The sequence below is a fragment of the Microbacterium sp. AG157 genome (genome assembly GCF_003385695.1).
In the GTDB taxonomy this organism is placed as follows: domain Bacteria; phylum Actinomycetota; class Actinomycetes; order Actinomycetales; family Microbacteriaceae; genus Microbacterium; species Microbacterium testaceum.
Genome location: NZ_QRDK01000001.1, coordinates 243538 through 266334, shown reverse-complemented (window position 1 = coordinate 266334; position 22797 = coordinate 243538). Strand labels below are relative to the sequence as shown.

The following is a 22797-nucleotide window of genomic DNA, read 5'->3' as shown; positions in this document are numbered from 1 at the left end:
GTTCGTCATTTTCCTCGATCGTGGAATACATTCGTGTGAATGGGAGTTGGATCCCGGCAGGACGCCGATACGGCTCCCCAGACCTCTAGGAGTGACATGACCGACACCACCGCCCTCGACATCCCCGGCTACAAAGCAGGCACCTGGGTCCTCGACCCGTCGCACAGCGAGGTCACCTTCTCGGTGCGCCACATGATGATCTCGAAGGTCCGCGGCACCTTCGGCATGAAGAGCGCCACGATCGTCGCTCCCGAGAACCCCCTCGAGGCGACCGTCGAGGCTTCCGTCGACGTCACGTCGGTCGACACCAAGGACGAGGGGCGCGACCAGCACCTCCGTTCGGCGGAGTTCTTCGACGTCGAGACCTACCCGACGATGGACTTCCGCTCCACCGGCGTCCGCGTCGAAGACGGCGACTTCCTCGTCGACGGCAACCTCACCATCCGCGGCATCTCCAAGCCCGCGACCTTCTCGCTCGACTTCGGCGGCTTCGGCACCGACCCGTGGGGCAACTACAAGGCCGGCGCCACCGCGAAGACGGTCGTCAACCGCGAAGACTTCGGTCTCACCTGGAACGCCGCCCTCGAGACCGGCGGCGTGCTCGTCGGCAAGGACGTCACCATCGAGCTCGACCTGCAGCTCGCGCTCCAGGCGTGATCTTCCCGCAGCTCGCGCTGCGGACCTGACACATCGCGAAGGCCCCGGGTGCTCGGCATCCGGGGCCTTCGTCGTCGCCGCGGCACGGGTGGTCAGGTGCGGACGCGTCGGGGGAGACGGATCCGTTGCTGCACGAGCAGGATGCCCACGAACACCACCGCCGCGCCGACGGGTTCGTTCCACGAGATGCGCTCGCCCAGGATCAGGATGCCGAGAGCCACCCCGACCACCGGGGTGATGTACGTGACGGTCGAGGCGCGGGTCGGCCCCCAGGCGCGCAGGGTGTTCTGGTTCCAGACGTAGGCGATCCCGGTGCCGAGGACGCCGAGGGCGACGATGCTCCCGACGACCGGAAGGGTCAGCTGCATCGGCTCGGCCAGGATGAACGGCGACAGCAGCACCATCAACGCCGCCGCGGGGCCGATGTAGCCGAACGCGAAAGCGATGCCCGAGAGGCCGGTGTCGCCGAGGAAGCGGCGCATGTACGCGAGGCTGAAGCCGTAGCAGGCGGTGGCGCCCAGGAGGGCGATCTGCGCGATCGTGCTGTCGCCGACGTCGGCCACGGCGCCGGGCGCGATGATCACGACCACGCCCGCGATGCCGACCCCGATACCGATCAGCTGGCCGACCCGGAGTCTCTCGACGCGGAACACCGCCCACGCCATGATCGCCGTCATGATCGGCGTCGTCGCGTTGAAGATGCTCGCCAGGCCCGACGACACGTGCTGCTCGGCCCACGCGAACAGCAGGAACGGCACGACGCAGAAGCTCATCGAGAGTACGCACAGGTGCCCCCAGACGCGGCGGTCCCGGGGGAGGCGTTCACGACGGATCGCCACGATCGCCGCGAGCGCCAGGGCGCCGAACAGGAGCCGCCCGCCGGCGACCTGCGCCGGTGTCATGCCGGTCAGGGCCACCGCGATGAAGAGAAAGCTCGAGCCCCACACGATTCCGGTGAGGATGAACTGCACCGCGATCGAGAAGGGGGAGGGAGCGGGAGAGGGAGCCACGATTCCGACCCTAGGGCCGAGGTGCGACATCGCGTGGGCTTCGGCGATGCGACGTCCGTAATCCGCCGACGCTCGGCAGCCGGCGGGTTCCTCCGCCGCGTCAGGGCCGCGGGTCGAGGGCGTCGTACTGCCGGAATCGTGGGGAGAACCGCACGAGCGTGCCGACGAGGGCGAGGATCAGGATGCCGCCGAACAGGGGCGGAACCCAGAGGGCGGCGAGGGTCGCCAGGGTGCCGGCGTAGAGGGCTCCGACGCGGGGGCCGCCGGCGACCACGACGATGAAGATCCCCTGGAGGCGGCCCCGCATGGCATCGGGAACGGCCGCCTGCATCATGGTGGACCGGTAGATGGCGCTGACGTTGTCTGCCGCTCCCGATACGGCGAGTACGACCGCGGCGAGGGCGATGAGCGCGACCGCCGCGTGGGTCTCGTCGACGAGCGCGGGACGCAGCCAGCCCAGGGTGGCGGCCAGCAGCACGAGCCCGAACAGACCGATCGATAGGCCGTAGGCCTGGATCGCGCGTTCGATGCCGAGCCCCTGTCGCCGCACGCGGCCGATCGGTCCCGAGAACAGGCTGGAGAAGAAAGCTCCGGCGGCGACGGCCGCCGTCAGGATCCCGGTCGTGATCGCCCCGCCGCCGAGCAGTACCGCTCCGATGGCCGGGAAGAGGGCGACCGGCTGTCCGAAGGTCATCGCGAGGATGTCGAGGATGTATTGCAGTCGGATGTTCGGAGCCCGCCGGAGGAAGCGCACGCCGTCGCGGAACGACTCGAGACCCGGACGCACGATCTCGCCCTCGGGGCGGAGCTTCGGCAGCGACCACAGACCGAGGAACAGCGAGGTCATCAACAGCACGTCGAGCGAGTAGGTCCAGGCGTAGCCGGCCACCGCGACGAGCACTCCCGCCAGGGCGGGGCCCGCCATCACCATGACCCCGACGGTGACCCCCTGCAGCGCGGCCGCGGCGGGCAGCAGATCGCGCGGGATGAGGCGGGGGGTGATCGCCGACTTGGTGGCCATGACGATCGAGTTGGCCGCGGAGTTCACCACGCTCAGCGCGAAGAGCCAGGCCGCGGTCTCGAGCCCCGTCCAGGCGAGCACGGCGAGCAGCGCCGTCGAGACGAAGGTGACGACCGCGGCGAGCAGGGCGACCGTGCGTCGGTCGAAGGCGTCGGCGAGCATGCCGCCGTAGAGTCCCGCCGCGACCATGGGGAGCAATCCCGCGACGGCGATCATCGACACCGCGAAGGTGCTCTGCGTGAGCTCGAACACGTGGAGCATGACGGCCACGACCGTCAGCTGGCCGCCGAGTCCGGCGAGCGTCGACCCGATCCACAGGCGCGCGAAGGCGGGAGAGGTGGTGAGGGGGCGCAGGTCGATGAACGCCGCGCGGGCGCCACGGCGCGGTGGTGCCGCGGGATCGGTCTTACTCACGGATCGAGGCTACGCCAGGCCTTCGACACCGCGATCGCCGCTCGGCGGCGGCTCCCGGCATCCGGAGTCCTCCGAGAACCTCACCGCAGGGCCGGGTTCGGTCTGACTCGACCGGTGCGGTTCGGGCATCCCGATGCTGGTAGACTCATGCGGTTGCCGTTCGATCGGCCGCGGATAAAGAGAGCTCGCACATCGTGTGACGGGCGCCGCGCAATGAGAAGGAAGGGGATCCCATCTATGGCACTCGAAGCAGACGTCAAGAAGGCGATCATCGAAGAGTACGCGACGCACCCCGGTGACACCGGATCCCCCGAGGTGCAGGTCGCGATGATGACGCAGCGCATCAAGGACCTCACCGAGCACCTCAAGATCCACAAGCACGATCACCACTCGCGCCGTGGGCTCTTCCTGCTCGTCGGTCAGCGCCGCCGCCTGCTGGGTTACCTGCAGGACGTCGACATCAACCGTTACCGCTCGCTCATCGAGCGTCTCGGTCTGCGTCGCTAATCGCACCAGCGTTCTATCGCGCAAAACATTCTTGGAAGGCCGCCCCACGGTGTGGGGCGGCCTTCGTCATTCCCGGATGCCGTGGCCCCGTGGCGCGTGCTCGTCGTCGCGTCTCGACGCGCGGGCGTTGCGCGGCCACGTGCAGCGGGTTGCACGCATAAACGCGATCGGCGCCCATAAACGCGGTGTGCACGCGTTTATGGGCGCCGACGGTGTTTATGCGTGGCCCTGCGGCCCTGGGTCCACGGTCCGGCGGCCGCGCGGCCCTGCGACCCGCGGCCACGCGAGCGGTCGCGGGCGCCGGCCACGCGGTGGGCGGGTCAGGATGCCGCGCGCGCGGCGAGCAGGTCGGAATGCCAGCGCTCCGCCACATCGGGGTGTGCACGCAAGCGCGACTTGAGGGCGTTCTCGCCGTAGGTGGCGTGGATGGGGTTGGTGGGGTCGTCTTCGACGCCGCGGGCTTCGGCGGCGAGCTCGGCCGGCAACTCGATGATCGGCAGACGCGCATCCAGAGCGGGGTTGAAGAAGAACGGCACGGAGATGCGCTCGTCGGGGAAACGCGGCGAGATCACGCGGTGGTTCGTCGCGCGCAGGTACCCCTGGGTGGCGTACTCGAGCAGCTCTCCGATGTTGACGACGAAGGCGCCGGAGACCGGGGGAGCGTCGACCCACTCTCCCTCGCGCTCGACCTGCAGGCCCCCCTTGCCGGGCTCGACCCAGAGCAGGGTGAGGACGCCGGAGTCCTTGTGGGCACCGACGCCTTGCTGGGGCGTGGGGTCGTCTTTGCCGGGGTAGCGGACGATCTTGATCAGGGTCTGCGGGTCGCCGAAGTGGCGGTCGAAGTACTGCTCCTCCGCGCCGAGGGCGAGCGCCCACGCGCGCAGCAGCTTGCGGGCGACGCCGGTGAGGTGATCGTGCCACTCGGTGACGACGTCTTTGAGCTCGGGCTGCGCCGACGGCCACAGGTTCGGGCCGATCAGCCGGTTGTATCCCGGACCGTCGGGGTCGTCGATCGCGTCGCGCTCGGGACCGATGTCGATCTGCTCGCGCCAGTCGACGCGACCCTGGGTGCGCTCGCCGCCGACGCGGGTGTAGCCGCGGAAGTGCGGGCTCGTGACGTTCTCGATCGAGAGCTTCTCGGCCTCGGGGAGCGCGAAGAAGTCCGTGGCCGCCTGCAGCAGGCGCGCCTCCAGCTCGGGGCTCACGCCGGTGCCGGTGAGGTAGAAGAAGCCGACGTCGTGGGTCGCGGCGCGCAGCTCGTCGCGGAAGCGGGCGGCGGCATCCGGGCCCTGGTCGAGGAGCGACAGGTCGAGCACGGGGAGGTTCAGGTCGGACATGCGTCGAGGCTAGATCGTCGCCCCCGGCGCACGCCGGAATGTTGCCGAGGGTTACCGACGGCACCTCTTCGCGAGCCGAGGCCGATCAATCCCCGCCGATCGGCGGGGTGCGAATCGTCCCGGGACTTGCGTAATGTGTGCTGGTCAGGTGAGGCTGTCCTTACCTACCCGCAGCGCCGCGGCTCCACCCGAGAATCGAAAGTCGGAACATCCGCCCGTGCTCGCCACCTTCCTCATCGGCCTTCGCGAAGGCCTCGAAGCCGCTCTCGTCGTCGGCATCCTCGTCGCTTACCTCACGCGCCTCGACCGGCGCGACGCCCTGCCGCGCCTGTGGGCGGGTGTCGGGCTCGCCGTCGCCCTCGCTCTGGCCATCGGTGCGGTGTTCACCTTCGGCGCGTACATGCTCACGTTCGAAGCGCAGGAGCTGCTCGGCGGCGGTCTTTCGCTGCTGGCCGTGGCCATGGTCACGTGGATGATCTTCTGGATGCAGCGCGCCGGACGCACGCTCAAGGCCGGCCTCGAGGGCGGTGTCGACAAGGCGCTGCGCGGCGGCGTCTGGGCGCTCGTGGCGATCGGTTTCGTCTCGGTCGCACGCGAGGGGGTCGAGACGACGCTGTTGCTGTGGTCCATGGTGCAGTCTTTCGGCGACGCCCCGACAGCCCTCCTCGGGTCTCTGCTCGGACTGGCCGCGGCGGTCGTGCTCGGCTGGCTCATCGCTCGCGGAATGCTGCGCCTCGACCTCTCGCGTTTCTTCACGTGGACCGGAGGATTCCTCGTCGTGGTGGCCGCGGGCGTGCTCGCGTACGCGTTCCACGACCTGCAGGAGGCCGGTGCGCTCCCCGGTCCCTTCGGCGCCGGCGCCCCCGTCGATGCGGCGACGGGTCTGGTGGCCACCGGCTGGGCGGGCCTGCCCTTCGGCTGGGCGTTCGACGTCTCGGGGGTGATCGCCCCCGGCGGCCCTCTCGCTGCTCTTCTGCAGGCCACCATCGGCTTCATGCCGCAGATGACGTGGCTGCAGGTCATCGCGTGGACCGCGTACGTCGCGATCGTCGTGCCCCTCTTCGTGCGGGGTGTCCGCGCCAACGGACGGTCTCGTCGCGCCGCGAAAGCCGCGCCCGCTGCCGCGGACACCGCCGCGCCCTCGACCCCCGACGCGGCGACCGCCGCACCGTAGACCCCCGACGCCGCGCGCGTGCCCGACGCCGTGGCATCCACCCCTCCTTCCGAACGGAGCATCATGAACCCGACTCGCCTCCTCGCGGCCACGGCCGTGGCCGGCGCGGCCGTCCTCGTCCTCTCCGGTTGCGTCGCCAAGTCCGACGCCGCCGCCTCCGGAGCTCTCTCGGTCACCTCGACCGACGACGGGTGCGCCGTGTCGTCGGCCAGTGCGCCCAGCGGCACCGTCGCCTTCGACGTCAGCAACAAGACCGACCAGGTCACGGAGTTCTACCTGCTGGCATCCGACGGTCTGCGTATCGTCGGCGAGGTGGAGAACGTCGCGCCCGGCGCCTCGCGCAACCTCACGGTCGTCGCGCAGCCCGGCGACTACTTCACCCTCTGCAAGCCGGGCATGGTCGGCGACGGTGTCGGCAAGGCGAGCTTCTCGGTGACCGGAGACGCGGTCGCCGTCGATGGTCCCGACGCCGAGCAGAAGCAGCAGGCGGTCGACCTCTACGCGGCGTTCGTGAAGGATCAGGTCGGCCAGCTCCTTCCCGCGGTGCAGACCTTCTCCGCTGCGTACGAGTCGGGCGACGACGCCGCCGCGCGTGAGCAGTTCCCGCGCGTGCGGGCGTTCTACGAGCGCATCGAGCCGATCGCCGAGGCACTGGGCGACCTCGACCCGCGCATCGACTACCGCGAGGTCGACGCGGTGGCCGAGGGGCTCGACTGGACCGGATTCCATCGCATCGAGAAAGATCTCTGGGTTCCCGCGCAGGATGCGCTGAACGCCGACGGGGAGACCCCGGCCTGGAAGAACTGGGCGCCCTCGACCCCCGCCGAGCGCGCGACGTACGGCGACAAGCTCGTCGCCGACACCCAGGAACTGTACGACTACGTGCACTCCGACGCCTTCCTTCAGGCACTCGACGCGCAGGGTGTCGCGGGCATCTCGAATGGCGCGATCTCGCTGCTCGACGAGGTGGCCACCGGCAAGATCAGCGGCGAGGAGGACTGGTGGTCGGGCACCGACCTCAACGATTTCGCGGCGAACGTCGAGGGCTCGAAGATGGCGTTCTCGCTCGTGCGCGACTTCGCCGACTCGAAGGGCGACAAGGGCACCGCGCTGGTGACCCGCATCGACGGCGGCTACGCCGACCTCGAGGCCGCCCTCGCGAAGTACGGTTCGCTCGACGCCGGCTTCGTCCCCTACAGCCAGATCACCGAGGCCGACAAGCGACAGCTCACCGACCTCATCAACGCCCTCGCCGAGCCGCTGTCGCAGCTCACGGTGACGATCCTGGAGTGAGCGTGAGCGACGCGGAGAAGACCTCGGACGAGAAGGCCCCGGATGCCACGGGCCTCTCGCGCCGCGGACTGATGGGGCTGGCGCTCGGCGCCGGCGCCACGGGACTCGTCGTGGGTGCCGGTGGCGGCCTCGTCGGCGGGCAGGCCTACGCCCTCGAGCAGCAGAAGGCGATGAGGGATGCCGCGGCGGCGACGACCGGCATCCATCAACCCGGGATCACGACGCCGGTGCAGGAGCACTTGCACTTCGCGGCGTACGACATGATGGCGCGCACCACCCGCGACGACCTCGCCGAGCTGCTGTCGGACTGGACCTACGCCGCCACTCGCATGATGCAGGGGCTCGAGGTCACCGCCACGGGAGCCGTCGGTGGATCTCCCGAGGCGCCGCCGGACGACACGGGGGAGGCTCTCGGGCTTCCCGCGAGCAACCTCACGATCACCTTCGGCTTCGGCCCCTCGCTGTTCGATGCGCGTTTCGGCCTGGAAGATCAGCGACCCGACGGGCTCGAGCGACTCCCGGCCTTCCTCGGCGACGACCTCGACCCGCTGCGATCCGACGGCGACCTCTGCATCCAGGCCTGCGCCGATGACCCCCAGGTGGCCGTCCACGCAATCCGCAACCTCAGCCGCATCGCCTTCGGGCGCGCCACGATCCGCTGGTCGCAGCTCGGATTCGGTCGCACCTCGAAGACGACGTCCGAGCAGACGACTCCGCGGAACCTGTTCGGCTTCAAGGACGGAACCGCCAACATCCTCGCCGACGACACGGCCGCCCTCGACGAGAACGTCTGGGTGTCGGCATCCGAGGGTCCGGCGTGGCTTGCGGGCGGGTCGTATCTCGTCGCGCGGCGTATCTCGATGCTCATCGAGACGTGGGATCGCACGCGGTTGGCCGAGCAGGATCGCGTGATCGGGCGCGACAAGGCGAAAGGGGCTCCCCTCTCGGGCGGTGACGAGTTCACGGCGCCCGACTTCGCGGCGACGGGTTCGGCGGGAGCCCCGGCGATCGATCCGCGCAGTCACGTGCGGCGCGCGCACCCCGACACGAACGGGGGCATCCGGCTCCTCCGGCGCGGCTACAACTTCGTGGACGGCACGACCGACCTCGGTCGGCTGAACGCGGGTCTGTTCTTCTTGTCGTTCCAGAAGAGCCCGCAGCGATACATCACGGTGCAGAAGGCTCTGTCGACGGATGCCATGAACGAGTACGTGCGCCATGTCGGCTCGGGGCTGTGGGCGGTGCCCCCCGCTCCGGCCGCGGGCTCATCGGTGGGCGCCGGGTTGCTCGGCTCCTGACGGGCGGGCGCGGACGCGTGGGCCCTGACGCGTCGGTCCGGACGCGGGGTCCCGGGTGTGTGGGCCCCGAGGCGGGCGCGGAATAAAGACCGGCCCTGTGCGTTCTCCCATGTATATTCAGATGCATACAAACAGGAGGCGCATCATGAGTGAGACGAGCAACTGGCCCGGAATGCAGTTCGGTGTCATGACGGTGAGCGACATCACCCAGGACCCCACTACGGGCAAGACGCCGAGCGAGGCTCAGCGCATCAAGGACACCCTCACGATCGCCAAGCACACGGAGGAGGTGGGCCTCGACGTCTTCGCCCTCGGCGAGCACCACAACCCGCCGTTCTGGTCGTCGTCGCCCACGACGACGCTCGCGTACATCGCGGCCCAGACCGAGCGCCTGATCCTCACGACGTCGACGACCCTCATCACGACGAACGACCCGGTGAAGATCGCCGAGGACTTCGCGATGCTGCAGCACGTCTCGGGCGGTCGCGCCGACCTCATGCTCGGCCGCGGCAACACCGGCCCGGTCTACCCCTGGTTCGGCAAGGACATCCGTCAGGGCCTGCCGCTCACCATCGAGAACTACGACCTGCTGCACAAGCTGTGGCGCGAGGACGTCGTCGACTGGGAGGGGAAGTTCCGCACGCCCCTGCAAGGCTTCACCTCGACGCCGCGCCCCCTCGACGGTGTGCCCCCGTTCGTGTGGCACGGCTCGATCCGCACTCCCGAGATCGCCGAGCAGGCCGCGTATTACGGCAACGGATTCTTCGCGAACAACATCTTCTGGCCGAAGGAGCACTACCAGCGCCTCATCACGCTGTATCGCGAGCGCTTCGCGCACTACGGTCACGGCACGCCCCAGCAGGCGATCGTCGGTCTCGGCGGCCAGGTGTTCATGCGTGCGAACTCGCAGGACGCGGTGCGCGAGTTCCGTCCGTACTTCGACAATGCACCCGTCTACGGGCACGGCCCGAGCCTCGAGGACTTCAGCGAGATGACCCCGCTGACGGTCGGATCGCCGCAGCAGATCATCGACCGCTACGCCGCGATGCGTGAGACGTTCGGCGACTACCAGCGCCAGCTGTTCCTCATCGACCACGCGGGTCTTCCCACCAAGACCGTGCTGGAGCAGCTCGACATCCTCGGTTCCGAGGTCGTGCCGGTGCTGCGCAAGGAACTGCAGGTGAACCGTCCGGTCGAGGTGCCCGACGCGCCGACGCACGCGAACCAGGTCGAGAAGATCTATGCCGGTGCCGTTCCGCGGCAAGCCGTCCCCGGGGCGAACCGCGGCGACAACATGGTCGCGGGTAGCCCGTACCAGGACGCCGCCCCGCGCTCGGGCAGCGCCTTCGGTGCCGCCGCGACCAAGGTCGGTGCCTGACATGGCCGCCCGCCGTATCGCGGTCGTGACCGCGGGCCTGTCGACCCCGTCGTCCACGCGTATGCTCGGCGACCGGCTCGCCCACGCGGCTCTCGCCGAGTTGCGCGAGCGCGGGATCGACGCCACGAGCGACGTGTTCGAGCTGCGCGACTATGCGCACGACCTCACCGACAACCTGCTCACCGGTTTCGCGCCCGCGCCGCTGGAGCAGATGATCAACACGGTCATCTCGGCCGACGGCATCATCGCGGTCACGCCGATCTTCTCGACGAGCTACTCGGGCCTGTTCAAGTCGTTCATCGACGTCCTCGACCCGCAGGCGCTCAGCGGAATCCCGGTGCTGATCGGCGCGAACGCCGGCACGGCTCGGCACTCGCTCGCGATCGACTACGCGATCCGCCCGCTCTTCACCTACCTGCACGCCAACCCCGTGCCGACCGGTGTGTTCGCGGCATCCAGCGACTGGGGCGCGAACGCCGACGAGGTCGCCCCGCTCGGCTCCCGCGTCGAGCGCGGTGCCCGGGAGTTCGCGGATGCCATCGCCGCCCGCGAGCCCGTGCGCGACGCCGATCCGTTCGACCCGTCGTCGTACCTCGGAGAGGGGCGTTCGTTCGGTCATCTGTTGGGTGGCCTGTCGGGGGAGTGATCCGCGACCGAAGCCCCGTCGCCCGTGTGGCGGCGGGGCTTCGTCGTGCGGGGGCCGCACCTCCGCGGCAGGTCGGTGCGGGGGATCCGTGGCGGTGGGGTGCCGGCATCCGCATCTGTCGGGTGCATCCGAACGTGTGGCGACGGGCCGTGCGGCGGGGCGTCGCCGCACAGATCTAGGGTGGGAACCGAGCAGAGGGAGTCGACATGGATGCCGCGCAGTGGGACGAGCGATACCGCGCCTCCGCCGGGGGAGTGTGGGCCACCCAGCCGCCCGCCGTCGTGCGGGAGATCGCGGCGACGCTCTCCCCGGGAACGGCCATCGACGTCGCCACCGGCGACGGACGCACCGCGCTGTGGCTCGCCGGACGCGGCTGGGCGTGCACGGGCATCGACTTCTCGAGCGCAGGTCTCGCGCTCGCCGCCGCGCGCCCCGGAGGCGACGCGGTCACCTGGACCACCGCTGACGTCCATGACTGGGAGCCCGCGGCGCCCGTCGATCTGGTCGTCTCGTGCTATCTGCACCTGCCCGATAGCGCGGCGGCCGTATCGAGGATCGCCGACTGGGTGGCCCCCGGCGGGACCCTGGTCGTCCTCGGCCATGACGTCGAGAACATCGCCGCGGGAGGCCACGGCCCGACCGACCCGACGATCCTGTACACGCCCGAGCTGCTGCGGGGTGCGCTCGACGAGCGGTTCCGCATCGAGCGGTGCGAGCGGGTCACCCGCACCAGCGCGGACGCCGAGCTGCGTGACGGACACCCCACCGCGGCGGTCGACACGCTGTTGCACGCGGTGCGGGAGTGAAGCGGTAGACGACATCGGGGGCGAGAAGAGGGGAGACCCTGTCGAAGTCGTGCGTGTTCGTCGCCGCGATGAGGTCCGCGAGGGCGCGGGCCGCGGGTGTCCGCTCTTTCATGTCACGCCTCCCGTGTCTGGCTGCCACCTCGGGTCCCGCCTCACAGCTCGATCTCCTGCACGCTCCGCAGCTCCCGTGCGGCGATCGGGCGCAGCCCGCGTCGGATGAACGTGTCGGCAGCGGCCAGGGCGCCGACGTCGATACGTGCCGCTGTCGCGATGTCGGCGATCGGCGCCTGGAACGTGCGGAACGCCCCGAGCGGCGGCACCGTCAGCCCCTGGCGCGTGTCGACGAGCGCGGTCTGATCGAGCACGAAACCGGCCGCGGCCAGCGTCTCGCCCTGCCGCCACGCCGCGATCTTCCAGAACCGCAGCGGTAGCCGGATGCCGCGGTACGGCGGATCGTCGTCGTCGAGCACCGGTGCCGTGAACACCGCCAGCCGCTGATCGGTGGTCTCGGCGTAGGACAGGACGTGGTCTTCGAGCCCGAGCCACAGTTCTTTCGACTGGTTGAACCCGGCCGCTTGCGGCGCGGCGTTCGTGTAGAAGAACGTCGCCTCGGTGGCATCCCGAGCCTCGGCTGCGGAACCCCAGCCGGGGTCGCGGCGGCGCACCAGGTGACCGCGGTCGAGGTCGTTGCGGCTGTACACCTCGGGTCCGGCCTGCGCGTCGTCAGGCACGCGCGGGTCGAGACGCCACTCGCCCGTCCGCGGTTGCTCGCGCAGGGTCGCGCCGTCGATCACGACGCCGGTGACCGCCGCGAATCGGCGCCGTTCGTCGAGCAGCACCGAGAATCTCGGATAGTCGAGCCGCGTGGTCGCCGCGGCGGGCGCGGGAAGCAGCAGGGGGATGCCGAGGAAGTCCGGATCGTAGCCGTCGCTCATACCTCCATCGTGCCGGTGACATCCGACATCGCGACAGACTGGGGCGATGGAACAGCTCGTGAAGACCCGCGCCGACGCGCCCGCCGGATTCTTCGCCGCGGAAGCCGCGGGGCTGCGGTGGCTCGCGGCGGCCGGGGGAGCGCGCATCGCGCGGGTCATCGCCGTCGGCGACGACCGGATCGCCCTCGAGCGCATCGCGGAGGCCGCGCCGATGCGCGCGGCGGCGGCGGACTTCGGGGCGGCGCTCGCCGCGACCCACACGGCCGGGGCCGACGCCTTCGGCTCACCGCCGCCCGGATGGGAGGGGGACGTCTTCATCGGTCGGCGCCCGCAACCCGCGCGTCCCGAACCGACCTGGGGTGCGTTCTACGCGGCTCAACGCGTGGAGCCGTTCGTGCCCATCGCGGTCGCGGCGGGCAACCTGTCGGCATCCGGTGCCGAGGTCGTCCAACGGGCGTGCGCCCTGATCGCCGACGGCGCCTTCGACGACGACGAACCGCCCGCCCGCCTGCACGGCGACCTGTGGGCGGGCAACGTGCTCTGGGCTGCGGAGGGCGTCGTGCTGATCGACCCCGCGGCGCACGGCGGGCATCGCGAGACCGACCTCGCGATGCTGGAGCTGTTCGGGTGTCCGTTCCTCGACGACATCCTTGCCGCGTACGACACCGCACACCCCCTGCGGGAGGGATGGCGGGCCCGTGTGCCGCTCCATCAGCTGCACCCGCTCGCGGTGCACGCGGCGGGCCACGGCGCTTCGTACGGGCGGGCGCTCGTCCGTGCCGCGGAGCGGACGATCGCGTTGACGTGAGGCGCGCGCAATCCTCATATTGAGAAGCATTATCAATATGATGGATGCCATGACGTCACCCGTCTTCCCCTTCACCGCCGTCGTCGGTCAGGACGGTCTGCGACACGCTCTCACGCTCTGCGCCGTCGATCCGGCAGTGGGAGGCGTGCTGGCGCTGGGCGACCGCGGAACGGGGAAGTCGACGACCGTGCGCGGGCTCGCTCAACTGCTCGCGCGGGAGGACCTCGACATGCCGGTCGTCGACCTGCCGCTCGGGGCGAGCGAGGACCGTGTGCTCGGATCGCTCGACATCGACCGGGCGCTCCGCGGTGAGATCGCCTACGCACCGGGCCTGCTCGCGGCGGCGCACGGCGGCATCCTGTACATCGACGAGGTCAATCTGCTCGACGACTACCTCGTCGACCTGCTGCTCGACGTCGCCGCCTCGGGGGTGAACACCGTCGAGCGCGACGGCATCAGTCACACGCACCCCGCGCGGTTCGTGCTCGTGGGCAGCGGCAATCCCGAGGAGGGCGAGCTGCGCCCCCAGCTGGAGGACCGCTTCGGACTGTCGACGCCGGTCGCGACGATCCGCGACGTCGAGCAGCGGTGGGAGATCGTGCGCCGACGCTTGGCGTTCGAGCGCGATCCGCGCGGGTTCCTCGCGGAGTGGGCCGAGCGGGAGGAACGTCTCGCCGCGCGGATCCGCCTCGCTCGTGACCGGTGCGCCGACGTCGACCTCGAAGACGACCTGCTCGAGGCCGCCGTCCGCCTCTGCGTCGACGCGGGAGCGGTGGGGCACCGCGCGGAACTCGTCCTCGTGCGGGCCGCCCGGGCGGCCGCGGCGCTCGCGGGACGCCCCGCGGTCACCGTCCACGACCTCGCCGCCGTGGCGGTTCCCGCTCTGCAGCACCGCACGCCCCGCACCGCCCTCGAGCCGGTATCGGCCGCCGCCGCCCGCGTGCGGGTCGCCGCGACCGCGGTGCTGGGGCGGCGCGTTGCCTGAGACGCGCATCGCTTCCCCCGATCGCTCCGTCGCCGCGACCGGCTCGCGCGCCGATGGTGGGGTGGCAGAGCTCCGCGCGGAGATCGCGGGAGACATCCCCCTCGCGCCCGCTGCTCACGCGGTGATCGAGGCGTGGCGCTCCGGTGCTCCGTTCGGTCTCGCACTGAGGGGTGACCCCCAGCGCGCCGAGGAGGTCTTCCGCTCTCTGCGTCCGCAGGCCACCCGGGTCGTTCGGCGAGCGGATGCGGACGCGCCGTCCCCGGAGACCGCCCGGGTCCTCGCGCTGTGCCTCGAGGGGGCGACGCTGCCCCCCACCGTGCGCCGCCTCTGCACCGCCGTCGTCGACGTGGGCGGACGAGTGGCACCGGGGCGGAGGCCGGCGGGCGAGGACGAAGCGGGGCTGTGGCGTCGTGTGATCAGGGTGCTGGCGTCGCACGGTGTGCGCGACGGAGCGATCGACGTCGCGGCCTGCGTCCTGGCATCCACCCTCGTCGCGGAGGGATGGAAAGGCGACCCCGTCACCCTCGTGCGCGCGATGGTCGCCGTCCCCCATGGGCGGGCGATGCGGCCGAACGGCGACAGCGACGGCGGAGGGGCGGACGGCGCGTCGGATGAGGAGCCGGACGGGACGGTTGCCGGTGACCCGTCCGGTGCGTCGACGGCGGCCTCGGAAGGGGATGCCGCCGACGACGGCGAGGGAGAGACGGGGCCGGGAGGGAGCAGGGGCGAGGAGCAGCCCGCGGATGCGCGTGAAACCGCCGCGCCCGAGGCCGGCGACGGCGGAGAAGACGCGTCGGCGGACCCGGATCCCGCGACCGACGAGGCCGCGGAGGAAGTTCCCGACGCCTCCGCTGAGGACGGCGGCGAGGCGCTCCGCGAGGCGGGCGACCCGCGTGCCCCGACGTCCGAAGCCGCGCCCGCCACCGCGTCGGCCGACGGGGCGCCCGAAGCCGGTGTGGCGACCCACGATCCCGACGAGAACCCCTCCGCGCGTGCCGTCGCGCTCGCCGACCCCACTTTGAGCGACACCGTGGTGCGAGCGACGGTGCGGGCGGGGCGGAGCGCACGCCGCGGTGCAATGCGGGCGGGTAGCGGTCGGGGCCGGCCCGGTCGCGTCGTCGCCCTGGAGAGGGCGGGCGGGCGCATCGCGATCCTCCCCACGCTGCAACGCGCTCTGCGCCGGCACGCGACGACCGGCGCGACAGGCGAGCTCGCCCTCGATCGCGACGACCTACGCGGGCGTCTGCGGAACGAGCCCACGGCATCGCACACGGTGATCGTGGTCGACGGCTCGTCGTCGATGGGAACGGCCGGAGCCGCGCACGCGCGCCGCGTCGCGGACGCTGCCCTCGCGCACGTGTACCGGGACCGGGGCGACGTGAGCATCGTGCTCGCGGCCGGGTCGTTCTCGCGTGTGGTGCAGCAACGGACCGCCCGGACCTCCCGCGCCCGCGCGGCTCTCGAGCGCGCGAGCGCCGAAGGCGGGGGAGGCACACCCCTCGCGGATGCCGTGAGGTGCGCTCTGGAGCAGTTCGGGGACGCACCGCGCGAGCGCTGCCGTCTCGTGATCGTGAGCGATGGTCACGCGACGGTCGACCTCGTCGGACGCGCAGACCCGTCGACCGCGACGGCCGATCTTCGCGCCGAGCTCGATCGCGCGACGGCGCGCGCCGCGCGCACCGTGTTCGTACCGCTCGATCCCCGCGGGTGGGCACCGCTGGAACGCACGCTCGCCCCGTTCCGCGCCGCGGGAGTCACGGTCTCTCCGGGCTGAACGACGAGGGGCCCGGGCCGAGGCATCCCGGCCTCGCATCCGCGCCCACCGGCGCGGCCGTCACGCCTCGACGCTCGACCGGCGTCGCGCCCGCCGCGCCAGCACGAGATCGATGCCCACGCCGATCCCGACCGCGACGACGATCGACACGACGACCGCGACCACCGGTCCGCCCGGCACGACCGCGGCTACGACCGCACCGATCACCGCCTGGTACGCCGCCCACGCCAGAGCCGCCAGCGCCGCGACGCCGAGGTAGCGCACCGGATTCACCCGCGCGGCCCCCGCCGCGAGATTGACGGCGAGCCGGGCGAAGGGCACGAACCGCGCCGTGAACAGCACGACGGCGGCGTTGCGCTCGAGGCGCGCCCGGGCCCACTCGAGCGCCGCGCGCACGCGGGGTCCACGCATCCACGCCCAGCGTTCGACGCCGACGATGCGCCCCACCAGATAGCAACAGGCGTCTCCCGCGAAAGCGGCGAGCCCCGCGACCACGATGACCCCGGCCAACGGCGGTGTCCCGTGCGACACCGCCAACGCACCGAACGCCGTCACCGCGGCCTCTCCCGGCACGACGACCAGGAACGCGTCGGCGAACACGAGCACCGCCATGCCGAGCAGGGCCCAGGGGCTCGCCGCGATCGCCTGCAGCCAGGCGTCGACTCCGTCCATTCCGTCACTCTCCGCCGCCGATCGAGACGCCCCGCCGACGCGGCGGTGACCCCCAGGAGAGCATCCGGTGAACATCGCGAACGTCGGGCTCCCCGAGCTCCCGCGATGCCGATGCGCACCCCACCCTGGTCACGTGAGAGTCGCGCTGCTGGCCGAATCCTTCCTCCCGCACATGAACGGGGTCACCGGTTCCGTCCTCCATGTCCTGCGCCATCTGGCGGAGGCGGGACACGAGACGCTCGTGATCGCCCCCAAGTCCGGCGACGTCACCGCCGACCTGCACGGAGCCCGCACCGAGCTGCTGCGCTCCGTGCCGCTGCCGTCGTACCCCGAGGTGCGTGTCGTGTTCGCCCGCGCCGCACGCCTGGGCGCGCTGCTGAGCGATTTCGATCCCGACGTCGTGCACCTGGCATCGCCCTTCGTCCTCGGCTGGCAGGGGCTGGCCGCCGCCGACGCGCTCAAGATCCCCTCGGTCGCGGTGTACCAGACCGATGTCGTCGCCTATTCGCAGAAGTACGGCCTTCCGCACGCCACAGCCCTGGTCGCGGGGCACGTCTCGCGCCTGCACCGCCGCGCGACCCTCACGCTCGCCCCCTCGTCGGCCTCGACCCGGCAGCTCGAGGAGCTCGGGGTCGACCGCATCCGCCGGTGGGGCAGGGGAGTGGATGCCGTGCGTTTCGCCCCCGAGCGCCGCGACGACGCGTGGCGCGCGCGGATCGCCCCGAACGGCGAACGCATCATCGGCTACGTGGGCCGCCTCGCCCCCGAGAAGCAGGTCGACGACCTGCGCACCCTCGCCGATCTGCCCGGCACGCGCCTGGTGATCGTGGGTGACGGACCGTCGCGTCCCGCTTTGGAGAAGGCGATCCCGGATGCCGTGTTCACCGGCCACCTGGGCGGTTCGCAGCTCGCATCGACCCTCGCGGGCTTCGATGTGTTCGTCCATCCGGGGGAGAGCGAGACGTTCGGCCAGACCATTCAGGAGGCGCTCGCGAGCGGTGTCCCGGTCGTCGCCACCGGGGTCGGGGGACCGCTGGATCTCGTGCGTTCGAGCGTGGACGGGTGGTTGTACAGACCCGGCGACCTCGGCGATCTGCGGACGCGCGTGGCGGACCTCGTGGGAGACGAGGCGAAGCGTCGTGCCTTCGCGCGCGCGGCGCGCGGTTCGGTGGAGGGTCGGACGTGGTCGGCGCTGACCGGGGCACTGATCGAGCACTACCACGACGCGGTGGCCCTCCGTCGCGTCGACGACAGTCTGCTGCGGCGCACGAGCCCGCGACCGGCGGGCACCGCGACCTCCCGGACCCGGGGGCAGTGGACGCGCTTCGTGGCGCTGGGCGACTCGCTCACGGAGGGGCTGTGCGACGCGTCGCGCATGCCGTCGGGCCAGTTCCGCGGGTGGGCCGACCGCCTCGCCGAGCTGCTCGCGGGCACGACGGATCAGGGGCCGTTCCGCTACGCGAACCTCGCCGTGCGAAGCCGGCGGGTGCGGCATCTGATCGATGAGCAGATCCCGGCCGCGCTCGAGTTGAAGCCCGATCTCGTGTCGATCCTCATCGGGGCGAACGATCTCGTCGGTCCCGCCCCCGTGCTGCCGGCGCTGGTGTCCGAGGTCGAGTCGGCGGTGCGGGCGCTTCGTCGCGGCGGCGCGGACGTGCTGCTGGTCACGACGTTCCTTCCGCAGCGGCCCGCGGCCCGCATCTTCGCTCGGCGCTTCGCGGCGTACAACGTGCACCTGCGCCGCATCGCCGCGGAGCAGGGAGCGGTCCTGCTCGACCTCGAGGCCGTGGGCGAGATCGGTGAGGCGCCGATGTGGGCCGACGACCTGGTGCACCTCAGCTCCGCCGGACACCGCCTGGTCGCCTACCGGGCCGCGGAGGCGCTGGGCGTACCGGATGCGCGAGCGCTGCTCGGCCTCGACGAGGCTCTGCACGCCGACGACGCCGAGCGACCGAGCGGGACCTGGCTCACGCGCGACGCCCTGCCGTGGCTGTGGCGACGCGTGCGCGGGCGCACCGCCGGAGACGGGGTCGTCGCCAAGCACACCGGTTACGTCGAGCTGCCGACCCGCGGTGACCGGCTGCGCGCCGACGCGGTCTGAGTCTCGAGTGCGCCTCAGTACCAGCCGGTGCGTTGGGAGTGATCCCACGCCCCGCACGGGGAGCCGTATCGCGAGCTGATGTACGACAGGCCCCAGGAGATCTGGGTGTTCGCGTTCGTGCGCCAGTCGAGGCCGAAAGCGGCCATCTTGTCGCCGGGGAGCGCCTGGGGGATGCCGTAGGCGCCGCTGCCGCTGTTGTAGGCGTCGACCCGCCAGCTCGACTCGCGGTTCCACAGCGAGACGAGGCACGAGAACTGGTCGTCGCCCCAGCCGTAGCGACCGATCGCGCCGCGGGCCGCGGAGCGGGCTTCGCCCGGGCTCATGACAGGGCCCGCCGGGGCGGTCGATCCGCCGGACCCGCTGCCCGCGCCGGACCCGCTGCCCGCGCCGGACCCGCTGCCCGCGCCGGAGCCGCCACCGGAGGTCGAGCCGCCCGATCCGCTGCCCGAATCCGAACCGTTGCCGGGTCCGCCCGACCCGCCTCCGACCGACGCCCCGCCGCCCGCGCCCGTAGCGGGTCCGCCCGCCGACCCGCCGGGCTGCTGCGCGTCGCGTTGCACCTTCTCCTGCTCGCGCGCCGCGCGTTCCTGAGCGGCGGTGGTCGCCCGCAGTGCCGCGAGCTGGGCGTACAGATCATCGAGACGCGCCTGCGCCGCCCGCACGGTCTCGGTCTCGGCGTCGGCGTCGCTCTGCGCCGTCGCGGCGGTGGCCCGTGCGTCGTCGGCGAGGCGCGCGGCTTCGTCGCGTGCCTGCTCGGCTTGTTCGCGCAAGGAGGTGGCGACGTCGGCCGCGCTGCGGGCCCGGCCCGCGGTGCGTGCCGTGATCTCGGACACACGATCCAGGATGCCGAGCCGCTCGAGCAGCGAATCGGGATCGGCGTCCGTCAGGAGCTGCGCCACGAGGGGTCCGCCGCCCACGGTGCGGTACAACCGTGCGGCACTGGCTCCCGCGGCGGCGGCGCTGGAGGTCTCCGCGGCATCGGCCGCGGCGCTCTGCGCGGTCAGCTCCGCCGCGCGCGCCGCGGTCCGTTCCGCCTGGAGGCGTGTCTGCTCGGCGACGGCCGACGCCTCGAGGGCACGGTGTGACGCGGCTGCGGCATCGGCCTCCGCGGCATCCAATTCCTGCTTCACCTGGGCCACGGCGCTGTCGTCGACGACGGCGAGGGCACCGCCGGTGCGGACGTGCGCCGAGGCGGGAGAGGGCACGAGGGCCGCGCCGGCGACGACGCACGCGAGAAGCGTGTGACTCATGCGACGAATGAGGCCCATGAGGTCACGCTAGAGCACGATCCCGTGCGCTGCCCACCCCCGAACGGTGGTCGCTGATAGGGTGAGGAAGGATGCCGCCTTGGCATCGGCTCAACTACATATGAGCTCACGGAGCAGGCCGGCAGACGCTGGTCCCCTGTGGTGGACTCCCCGTCGGATCGCCGGGTGGTCGTCTACTGGTGGCCAGTCGCCGGGAATTCCGGGCCGACTCGTCGGCGCGCCCTTTCTGCCTGTTCCTGCTCCTTCGCATGTCAGCTCGTCGCCCACACGGGGCGGCGAGCCTAAACAAAGAAGGAGGGACCTCTTGGAAGGTCCAGAAATCACCGCCGCTGAAGCCGTTCTCGACAACGGCCGTTTCGGCACCCGCACCGTCCGGTTCGAGACCGGACGCCTCGCTCAGCAGGCTCAGGGCGCTGTCGCCGCGTACCTCGACGAGGAGACCATGCTCCTGTCGGCCACCAGTGCCGGCAAGCACCCGCGTGAAGGATTCGACTTCTTCCCGCTGACCGTCGACGTCGAAGAGCGCTCCTACGCCGCCGGCAAGATCCCCGGCTCGTTCTTCCGCCGCGAGGGTCGCCCCTCCACCGAGGCCATCCTCGTGTGCCGCCTCATCGACCGCCCGCTGCGCCCGTCGTTCGTCGACGGCCTCCGCAACGAGGTTCAGATCGTCGTCACCGTCCTGTCGATCGCGCCCGGCGAGTTCTACGACGCTCTCGCGATCAACGCCGCGTCGCTGTCGACCCAGATCTCGGGTCTTCCGTTCTCGGGTCCCATCGCCGGTGTGCGCCTCGCGCTCATCCCCGGTCAGGGTGAGAACGCCGACCAGTGGGTCGCCTTCCCGACCGTCACGCAGCTCGAAGACGCCGTCTTCGACCTCATCGTCGCGGGCCGCGTGCTCGACGACGGCGACGTCGCCATCATGATGGTGGAGGCCGAAGCCACCGAGGGCAGCTGGAACATGATCAAGGGCGGCGCCACCAAGCCGAACGAGCAGGTCGTGGCCGAGGGCCTCGAGGCAGCCAAGCCCTTCCTTCGTCAGCTGGTCGACGCGCAGAACGAGGTCGCGCGTACCGCGGCCAAGGAGATCCAGTCGTTCCCCGTCTTCCCGGCCTACAGCCAGGAGACCTACGACTTCGTCGCCGGTCGCGCGTACGACCGTCTGGTGCCCGTGTACCAGATCGCCGACAAGCAGGAGCGTCAGAACGCCGATGACGAGGTCAAGACCTCGGTCAAGGAGCAGCTCGTCGCCGCCGTCGAGTCGGGCGAGCTGCCCGCCGTCGCGACCCTCGAGTTCAACGCGGCCTACAAGTCGGTCACCAAGACGATCGTCCGCGGTCGCATCCTGGCCGAGGGCGTGCGCATGGACGGCCGCGGACTCGCCGACATCCGCCCGCTCGACGCCGAGGTGCAGGTCATCCCGCGCGTGCACGGTTCGGCGATCTTCCAGCGTGGAGAGACCCAGATCCTGGGCGTCACCACGCTGAACATGCTCAAGATGGAGCAGCAGATCGATTCGCTGTCGCCCATCACGAGCAAGCGCTACCTGCACCACTACAACTTCCCGCCGTACTCGACCGGTGAGACCGGTCGCGTGGGCAGCCCGAAGCGTCGCGAGATCGGTCACGGCTTCCTGGCCGAGCGCGCGCTCGTTCCGGTGCTCCCCAGCCGCGAGGAGTTCCCCTACGCGATCCGTCAGGTGTCCGAGGCCCTCGGCTCCAACGGTTCGACGTCGATGGGCTCGGTCTGCGCCTCGACCCTGTCGCTGCTGAACGCGGGTGTGCCCCTTCGCGCCCCCGTCGCCGGTATCGCCATGGGCCTGGTCACCGACGAGGTCGACGGACAGACGCGCTACGCCGCGCTGACCGACATCCTCGGCGCCGAAGACGCCCTCGGCGACATGGACTTCAAGGTCGCCGGCACGAGCGAGTTCATCACCGCGATCCAGCTCGACACCAAGCTCGACGGCATCCCGTCGTCGGTGCTCGCTGCCGCCCTGACCCAGGCCAAGGAGGCTCGTCTGACGATCCTCAACGTCCTGAATTCGGCGATCGACGCGCCCGACGAGATGGCGCCCACCGCGCCCCGCGTCATCAGCGTCCAGATCCCCGTCGACAAGATCGGCGAACTCATCGGACCCAAGGGCAAGACGATCAACTCCATCCAGGACGAGACCGGCGCTCAGATCTCGATCGAGGACGACGGCACCGTGTACATCGGCGCGACCGACGGCCCCTCGGCCGAGGCCGCCCGTGCCCAGGTGAACGCGATCGCCAACCCGACCAACCCCGAGGTGGGCGAGCAGTTCCTCGGAACCGTCGTCAAGATCGCCACCTTCGGCGCGTTCGTGTCGCTGCTTCCCGGTAAGGACGGCCTGCTGCACGTCAGCGAGGTCCGCAAGCTCGCGGGTGGCAAGCGCGTCGAGAACGTCGAAGACGTGCTGTCGGTCGGTCGGAAGATCCTCGTGCGCATCACGAAGATCGACGACCGCGGCAAGCTGTCGCTCGAGCCCGTGCTCGACGAAGACGCCACCACGCCCGAGCCGGCGGACACGCAGAGCTCGGCCGCCGCGAGCGAGGGCCCCGAGGCTCCCGCCGAAGGCTGATCGTCTCGTCATCGGATGCCCGTCCCGCTTCGCGGGGCGGGCATCCGTCGTTCGGGGGTGTGGCGCAGGGACGGCCGCTGCGGAAGCGTTACGCAATGTTTATCGCCACGG

At 71.1% G+C, this 22797-nt stretch carries 19 protein-coding genes; 13 read left to right on the top strand and 6 right to left on the bottom strand.

Annotation, left to right across the window (positions count from 1 at the left end):
• Window positions 1-96: 96 nt before the first annotated feature.
• Complete coding sequence (locus tag DEU35_RS01350) at window positions 97-657, top strand: YceI family protein (RefSeq protein WP_103210365.1); 561 nt, start codon at window positions 97-99, stop codon at window positions 655-657.
• 92 nt (window positions 658-749) lie between these two features.
• Here DEU35_RS01350 and DEU35_RS01345 read toward each other — a convergent pair whose 3' ends face one another.
• Window positions 750-1697: a DMT family transporter gene (locus DEU35_RS01345; protein ID WP_396652078.1), complete on the bottom strand. Its 948-nt coding sequence runs from the start codon at window positions 1695-1697 to the stop codon at window positions 750-752.
• Window positions 1698-1767: 70 nt separating this feature from the next.
• The gene (locus DEU35_RS01340; protein WP_258873301.1) at window positions 1768-3102 is read right to left on the bottom strand and encodes an MFS transporter; all 1335 of its coding nucleotides are present in this window, start codon (window positions 3100-3102) and stop codon (window positions 1768-1770) included.
• A gap of 237 nt (window positions 3103-3339) precedes the next feature.
• On the opposite strand from DEU35_RS01340, the gene rpsO reads away from it, so the two are divergent.
• A complete protein-coding gene (gene rpsO, locus DEU35_RS01335; protein ID WP_013583433.1) occupies window positions 3340-3609 on the top strand; it encodes a 30S ribosomal protein S15 in 270 nt (89 codons plus the stop codon).
• A gap of 320 nt (window positions 3610-3929) precedes the next feature.
• Here the strand turns inward: rpsO and DEU35_RS01330 are convergent, their stop codons facing one another.
• On the bottom strand, window positions 3930-4946 hold the full coding sequence (locus DEU35_RS01330; RefSeq protein WP_103210368.1) for an isopenicillin N synthase family oxygenase: 1017 nt from the start codon (window positions 4944-4946) through the stop codon (window positions 3930-3932).
• Window positions 4947-5163: 217 nt separating this feature from the next.
• On the opposite strand from DEU35_RS01330, the gene efeU reads away from it, so the two are divergent.
• The 6 genes from efeU (at window position 5164) to DEU35_RS01300 (ending at window position 11541) form a co-directional block, all read left to right on the top strand.
• Complete coding sequence (gene efeU, locus DEU35_RS01325; protein WP_116238400.1) at window positions 5164-6120, top strand: iron uptake transporter permease EfeU; 957 nt, start codon at window positions 5164-5166, stop codon at window positions 6118-6120.
• Between the two features lie 63 nt (window positions 6121-6183).
• Window positions 6184-7413, top strand: a complete 1230-nt coding sequence (gene efeO, locus DEU35_RS01320; RefSeq protein ID WP_103210372.1) for an iron uptake system protein EfeO — start codon at window positions 6184-6186, stop codon at window positions 7411-7413.
• Between the two features lie 2 nt (window positions 7414-7415).
• Window positions 7416-8711 carry an iron uptake transporter deferrochelatase/peroxidase subunit gene (gene efeB / locus DEU35_RS01315; RefSeq protein ID WP_396652083.1) on the top strand — a complete coding sequence of 432 codons (1296 nt, stop codon included), beginning with the start codon at window positions 7416-7418 and terminating at the stop codon, window positions 8709-8711.
• Window positions 8712-8856: 145 nt separating this feature from the next.
• The gene (locus tag DEU35_RS01310) at window positions 8857-10089 is read left to right on the top strand and encodes an LLM class flavin-dependent oxidoreductase (protein WP_103210374.1); all 1233 of its coding nucleotides are present in this window, start codon (window positions 8857-8859) and stop codon (window positions 10087-10089) included.
• A 1-nt stretch (window position 10090) separates the two neighbouring features.
• Window positions 10091-10735 carry a CE1759 family FMN reductase gene (locus DEU35_RS01305; RefSeq protein WP_103210376.1) on the top strand — a complete coding sequence of 215 codons (645 nt, stop codon included), beginning with the start codon at window positions 10091-10093 and terminating at the stop codon, window positions 10733-10735.
• A gap of 206 nt (window positions 10736-10941) precedes the next feature.
• Complete coding sequence (locus DEU35_RS01300; protein WP_116238399.1) at window positions 10942-11541, top strand: bifunctional 2-polyprenyl-6-hydroxyphenol methylase/3-demethylubiquinol 3-O-methyltransferase UbiG; 600 nt, start codon at window positions 10942-10944, stop codon at window positions 11539-11541.
• A 152-nt stretch (window positions 11542-11693) separates the two neighbouring features.
• Here DEU35_RS01300 and DEU35_RS01295 read toward each other — a convergent pair whose 3' ends face one another.
• Complete coding sequence (locus DEU35_RS01295) at window positions 11694-12476, bottom strand: DNA/RNA non-specific endonuclease (RefSeq protein WP_258027965.1); 783 nt, start codon at window positions 12474-12476, stop codon at window positions 11694-11696.
• Window positions 12477-12522: 46 nt separating this feature from the next.
• Here DEU35_RS01295 and DEU35_RS01290 point away from each other — a divergent pair, with 46 nt between their 5' ends.
• From DEU35_RS01290 to DEU35_RS01280, 3 genes are all read left to right on the top strand, one after another.
• Window positions 12523-13284 carry a fructosamine kinase family protein gene (locus tag DEU35_RS01290; protein WP_116238869.1) on the top strand — a complete coding sequence of 254 codons (762 nt, stop codon included), beginning with the start codon at window positions 12523-12525 and terminating at the stop codon, window positions 13282-13284.
• Window positions 13285-13333: 49 nt separating this feature from the next.
• Complete coding sequence (locus tag DEU35_RS01285) at window positions 13334-14269, top strand: ATP-binding protein (protein ID WP_116238868.1); 936 nt, start codon at window positions 13334-13336, stop codon at window positions 14267-14269.
• 61 nt (window positions 14270-14330) lie between these two features.
• Window positions 14331-16043: a VWA domain-containing protein gene (locus tag DEU35_RS01280; protein ID WP_116238398.1), complete on the top strand. Its 1713-nt coding sequence runs from the start codon at window positions 14331-14333 to the stop codon at window positions 16041-16043.
• A 60-nt stretch (window positions 16044-16103) separates the two neighbouring features.
• Here DEU35_RS01280 and DEU35_RS01275 read toward each other — a convergent pair whose 3' ends face one another.
• Window positions 16104-16715, bottom strand: coding sequence for a DedA family protein (locus tag DEU35_RS01275; RefSeq protein WP_116238397.1), 612 nt, complete (start codon window positions 16713-16715; stop codon window positions 16104-16106).
• 133 nt (window positions 16716-16848) lie between these two features.
• Between DEU35_RS01275 and DEU35_RS01270 the strand changes: the two genes are divergently transcribed.
• Complete coding sequence (locus DEU35_RS01270; RefSeq protein WP_116238396.1) at window positions 16849-18816, top strand: GDSL-type esterase/lipase family protein; 1968 nt, start codon at window positions 16849-16851, stop codon at window positions 18814-18816.
• Window positions 18817-18830: 14 nt separating this feature from the next.
• Here the strand turns inward: DEU35_RS01270 and DEU35_RS17355 are convergent, their stop codons facing one another.
• Window positions 18831-20084, bottom strand: coding sequence for a hypothetical protein (locus DEU35_RS17355; RefSeq protein ID WP_258873300.1), 1254 nt, complete (start codon window positions 20082-20084; stop codon window positions 18831-18833).
• A 304-nt stretch (window positions 20085-20388) separates the two neighbouring features.
• On the opposite strand from DEU35_RS17355, the gene DEU35_RS01260 reads away from it, so the two are divergent.
• On the top strand, window positions 20389-22686 hold the full coding sequence (locus DEU35_RS01260; RefSeq protein WP_103210392.1) for a polyribonucleotide nucleotidyltransferase: 2298 nt from the start codon (window positions 20389-20391) through the stop codon (window positions 22684-22686).
• The last annotated feature ends 111 nt before the right edge of the window (window positions 22687-22797 follow it).

Excerpts from the sequence above, each read along its gene's own strand:
- DEU35_RS01350 (WP_103210365.1), top strand. The coding sequence starts at position 97 with ATGACCGACACCACCGCCCTCGACATCCCCGGCTACAAAGCAGGCACC.
- DEU35_RS01345 (WP_396652078.1), bottom strand. The coding sequence starts at position 1,697 with ATGTCGCACCTCGGCCCTAGGGTCGGAATCGTGGCTCCCTCTCCCGCT.
- rpsO (WP_013583433.1), top strand. The coding sequence starts at position 3,340 with ATGGCACTCGAAGCAGACGTCAAGAAGGCGATCATCGAAGAGTACGCG.
- DEU35_RS01330 (WP_103210368.1), bottom strand. The coding sequence starts at position 4,946 with ATGTCCGACCTGAACCTCCCCGTGCTCGACCTGTCGCTCCTCGACCAG.
- efeO (WP_103210372.1), top strand. The coding sequence starts at position 6,184 with ATGAACCCGACTCGCCTCCTCGCGGCCACGGCCGTGGCCGGCGCGGCC.
- DEU35_RS01310 (WP_103210374.1), top strand. The coding sequence starts at position 8,857 with ATGAGTGAGACGAGCAACTGGCCCGGAATGCAGTTCGGTGTCATGACG.
- DEU35_RS01305 (WP_103210376.1), top strand. The coding sequence starts at position 10,091 with ATGGCCGCCCGCCGTATCGCGGTCGTGACCGCGGGCCTGTCGACCCCG.
- DEU35_RS01300 (WP_116238399.1), top strand. The coding sequence starts at position 10,942 with ATGGATGCCGCGCAGTGGGACGAGCGATACCGCGCCTCCGCCGGGGGA.
- DEU35_RS01295 (WP_258027965.1), bottom strand. The coding sequence starts at position 12,476 with ATGAGCGACGGCTACGATCCGGACTTCCTCGGCATCCCCCTGCTGCTT.
- DEU35_RS01290 (WP_116238869.1), top strand. The coding sequence starts at position 12,523 with ATGGAACAGCTCGTGAAGACCCGCGCCGACGCGCCCGCCGGATTCTTC.
- DEU35_RS01285 (WP_116238868.1), top strand. The coding sequence starts at position 13,334 with ATGACGTCACCCGTCTTCCCCTTCACCGCCGTCGTCGGTCAGGACGGT.
- DEU35_RS01275 (WP_116238397.1), bottom strand. The coding sequence starts at position 16,715 with ATGGACGGAGTCGACGCCTGGCTGCAGGCGATCGCGGCGAGCCCCTGG.
- DEU35_RS17355 (WP_258873300.1), bottom strand. The coding sequence starts at position 20,084 with ATGGGCCTCATTCGTCGCATGAGTCACACGCTTCTCGCGTGCGTCGTC.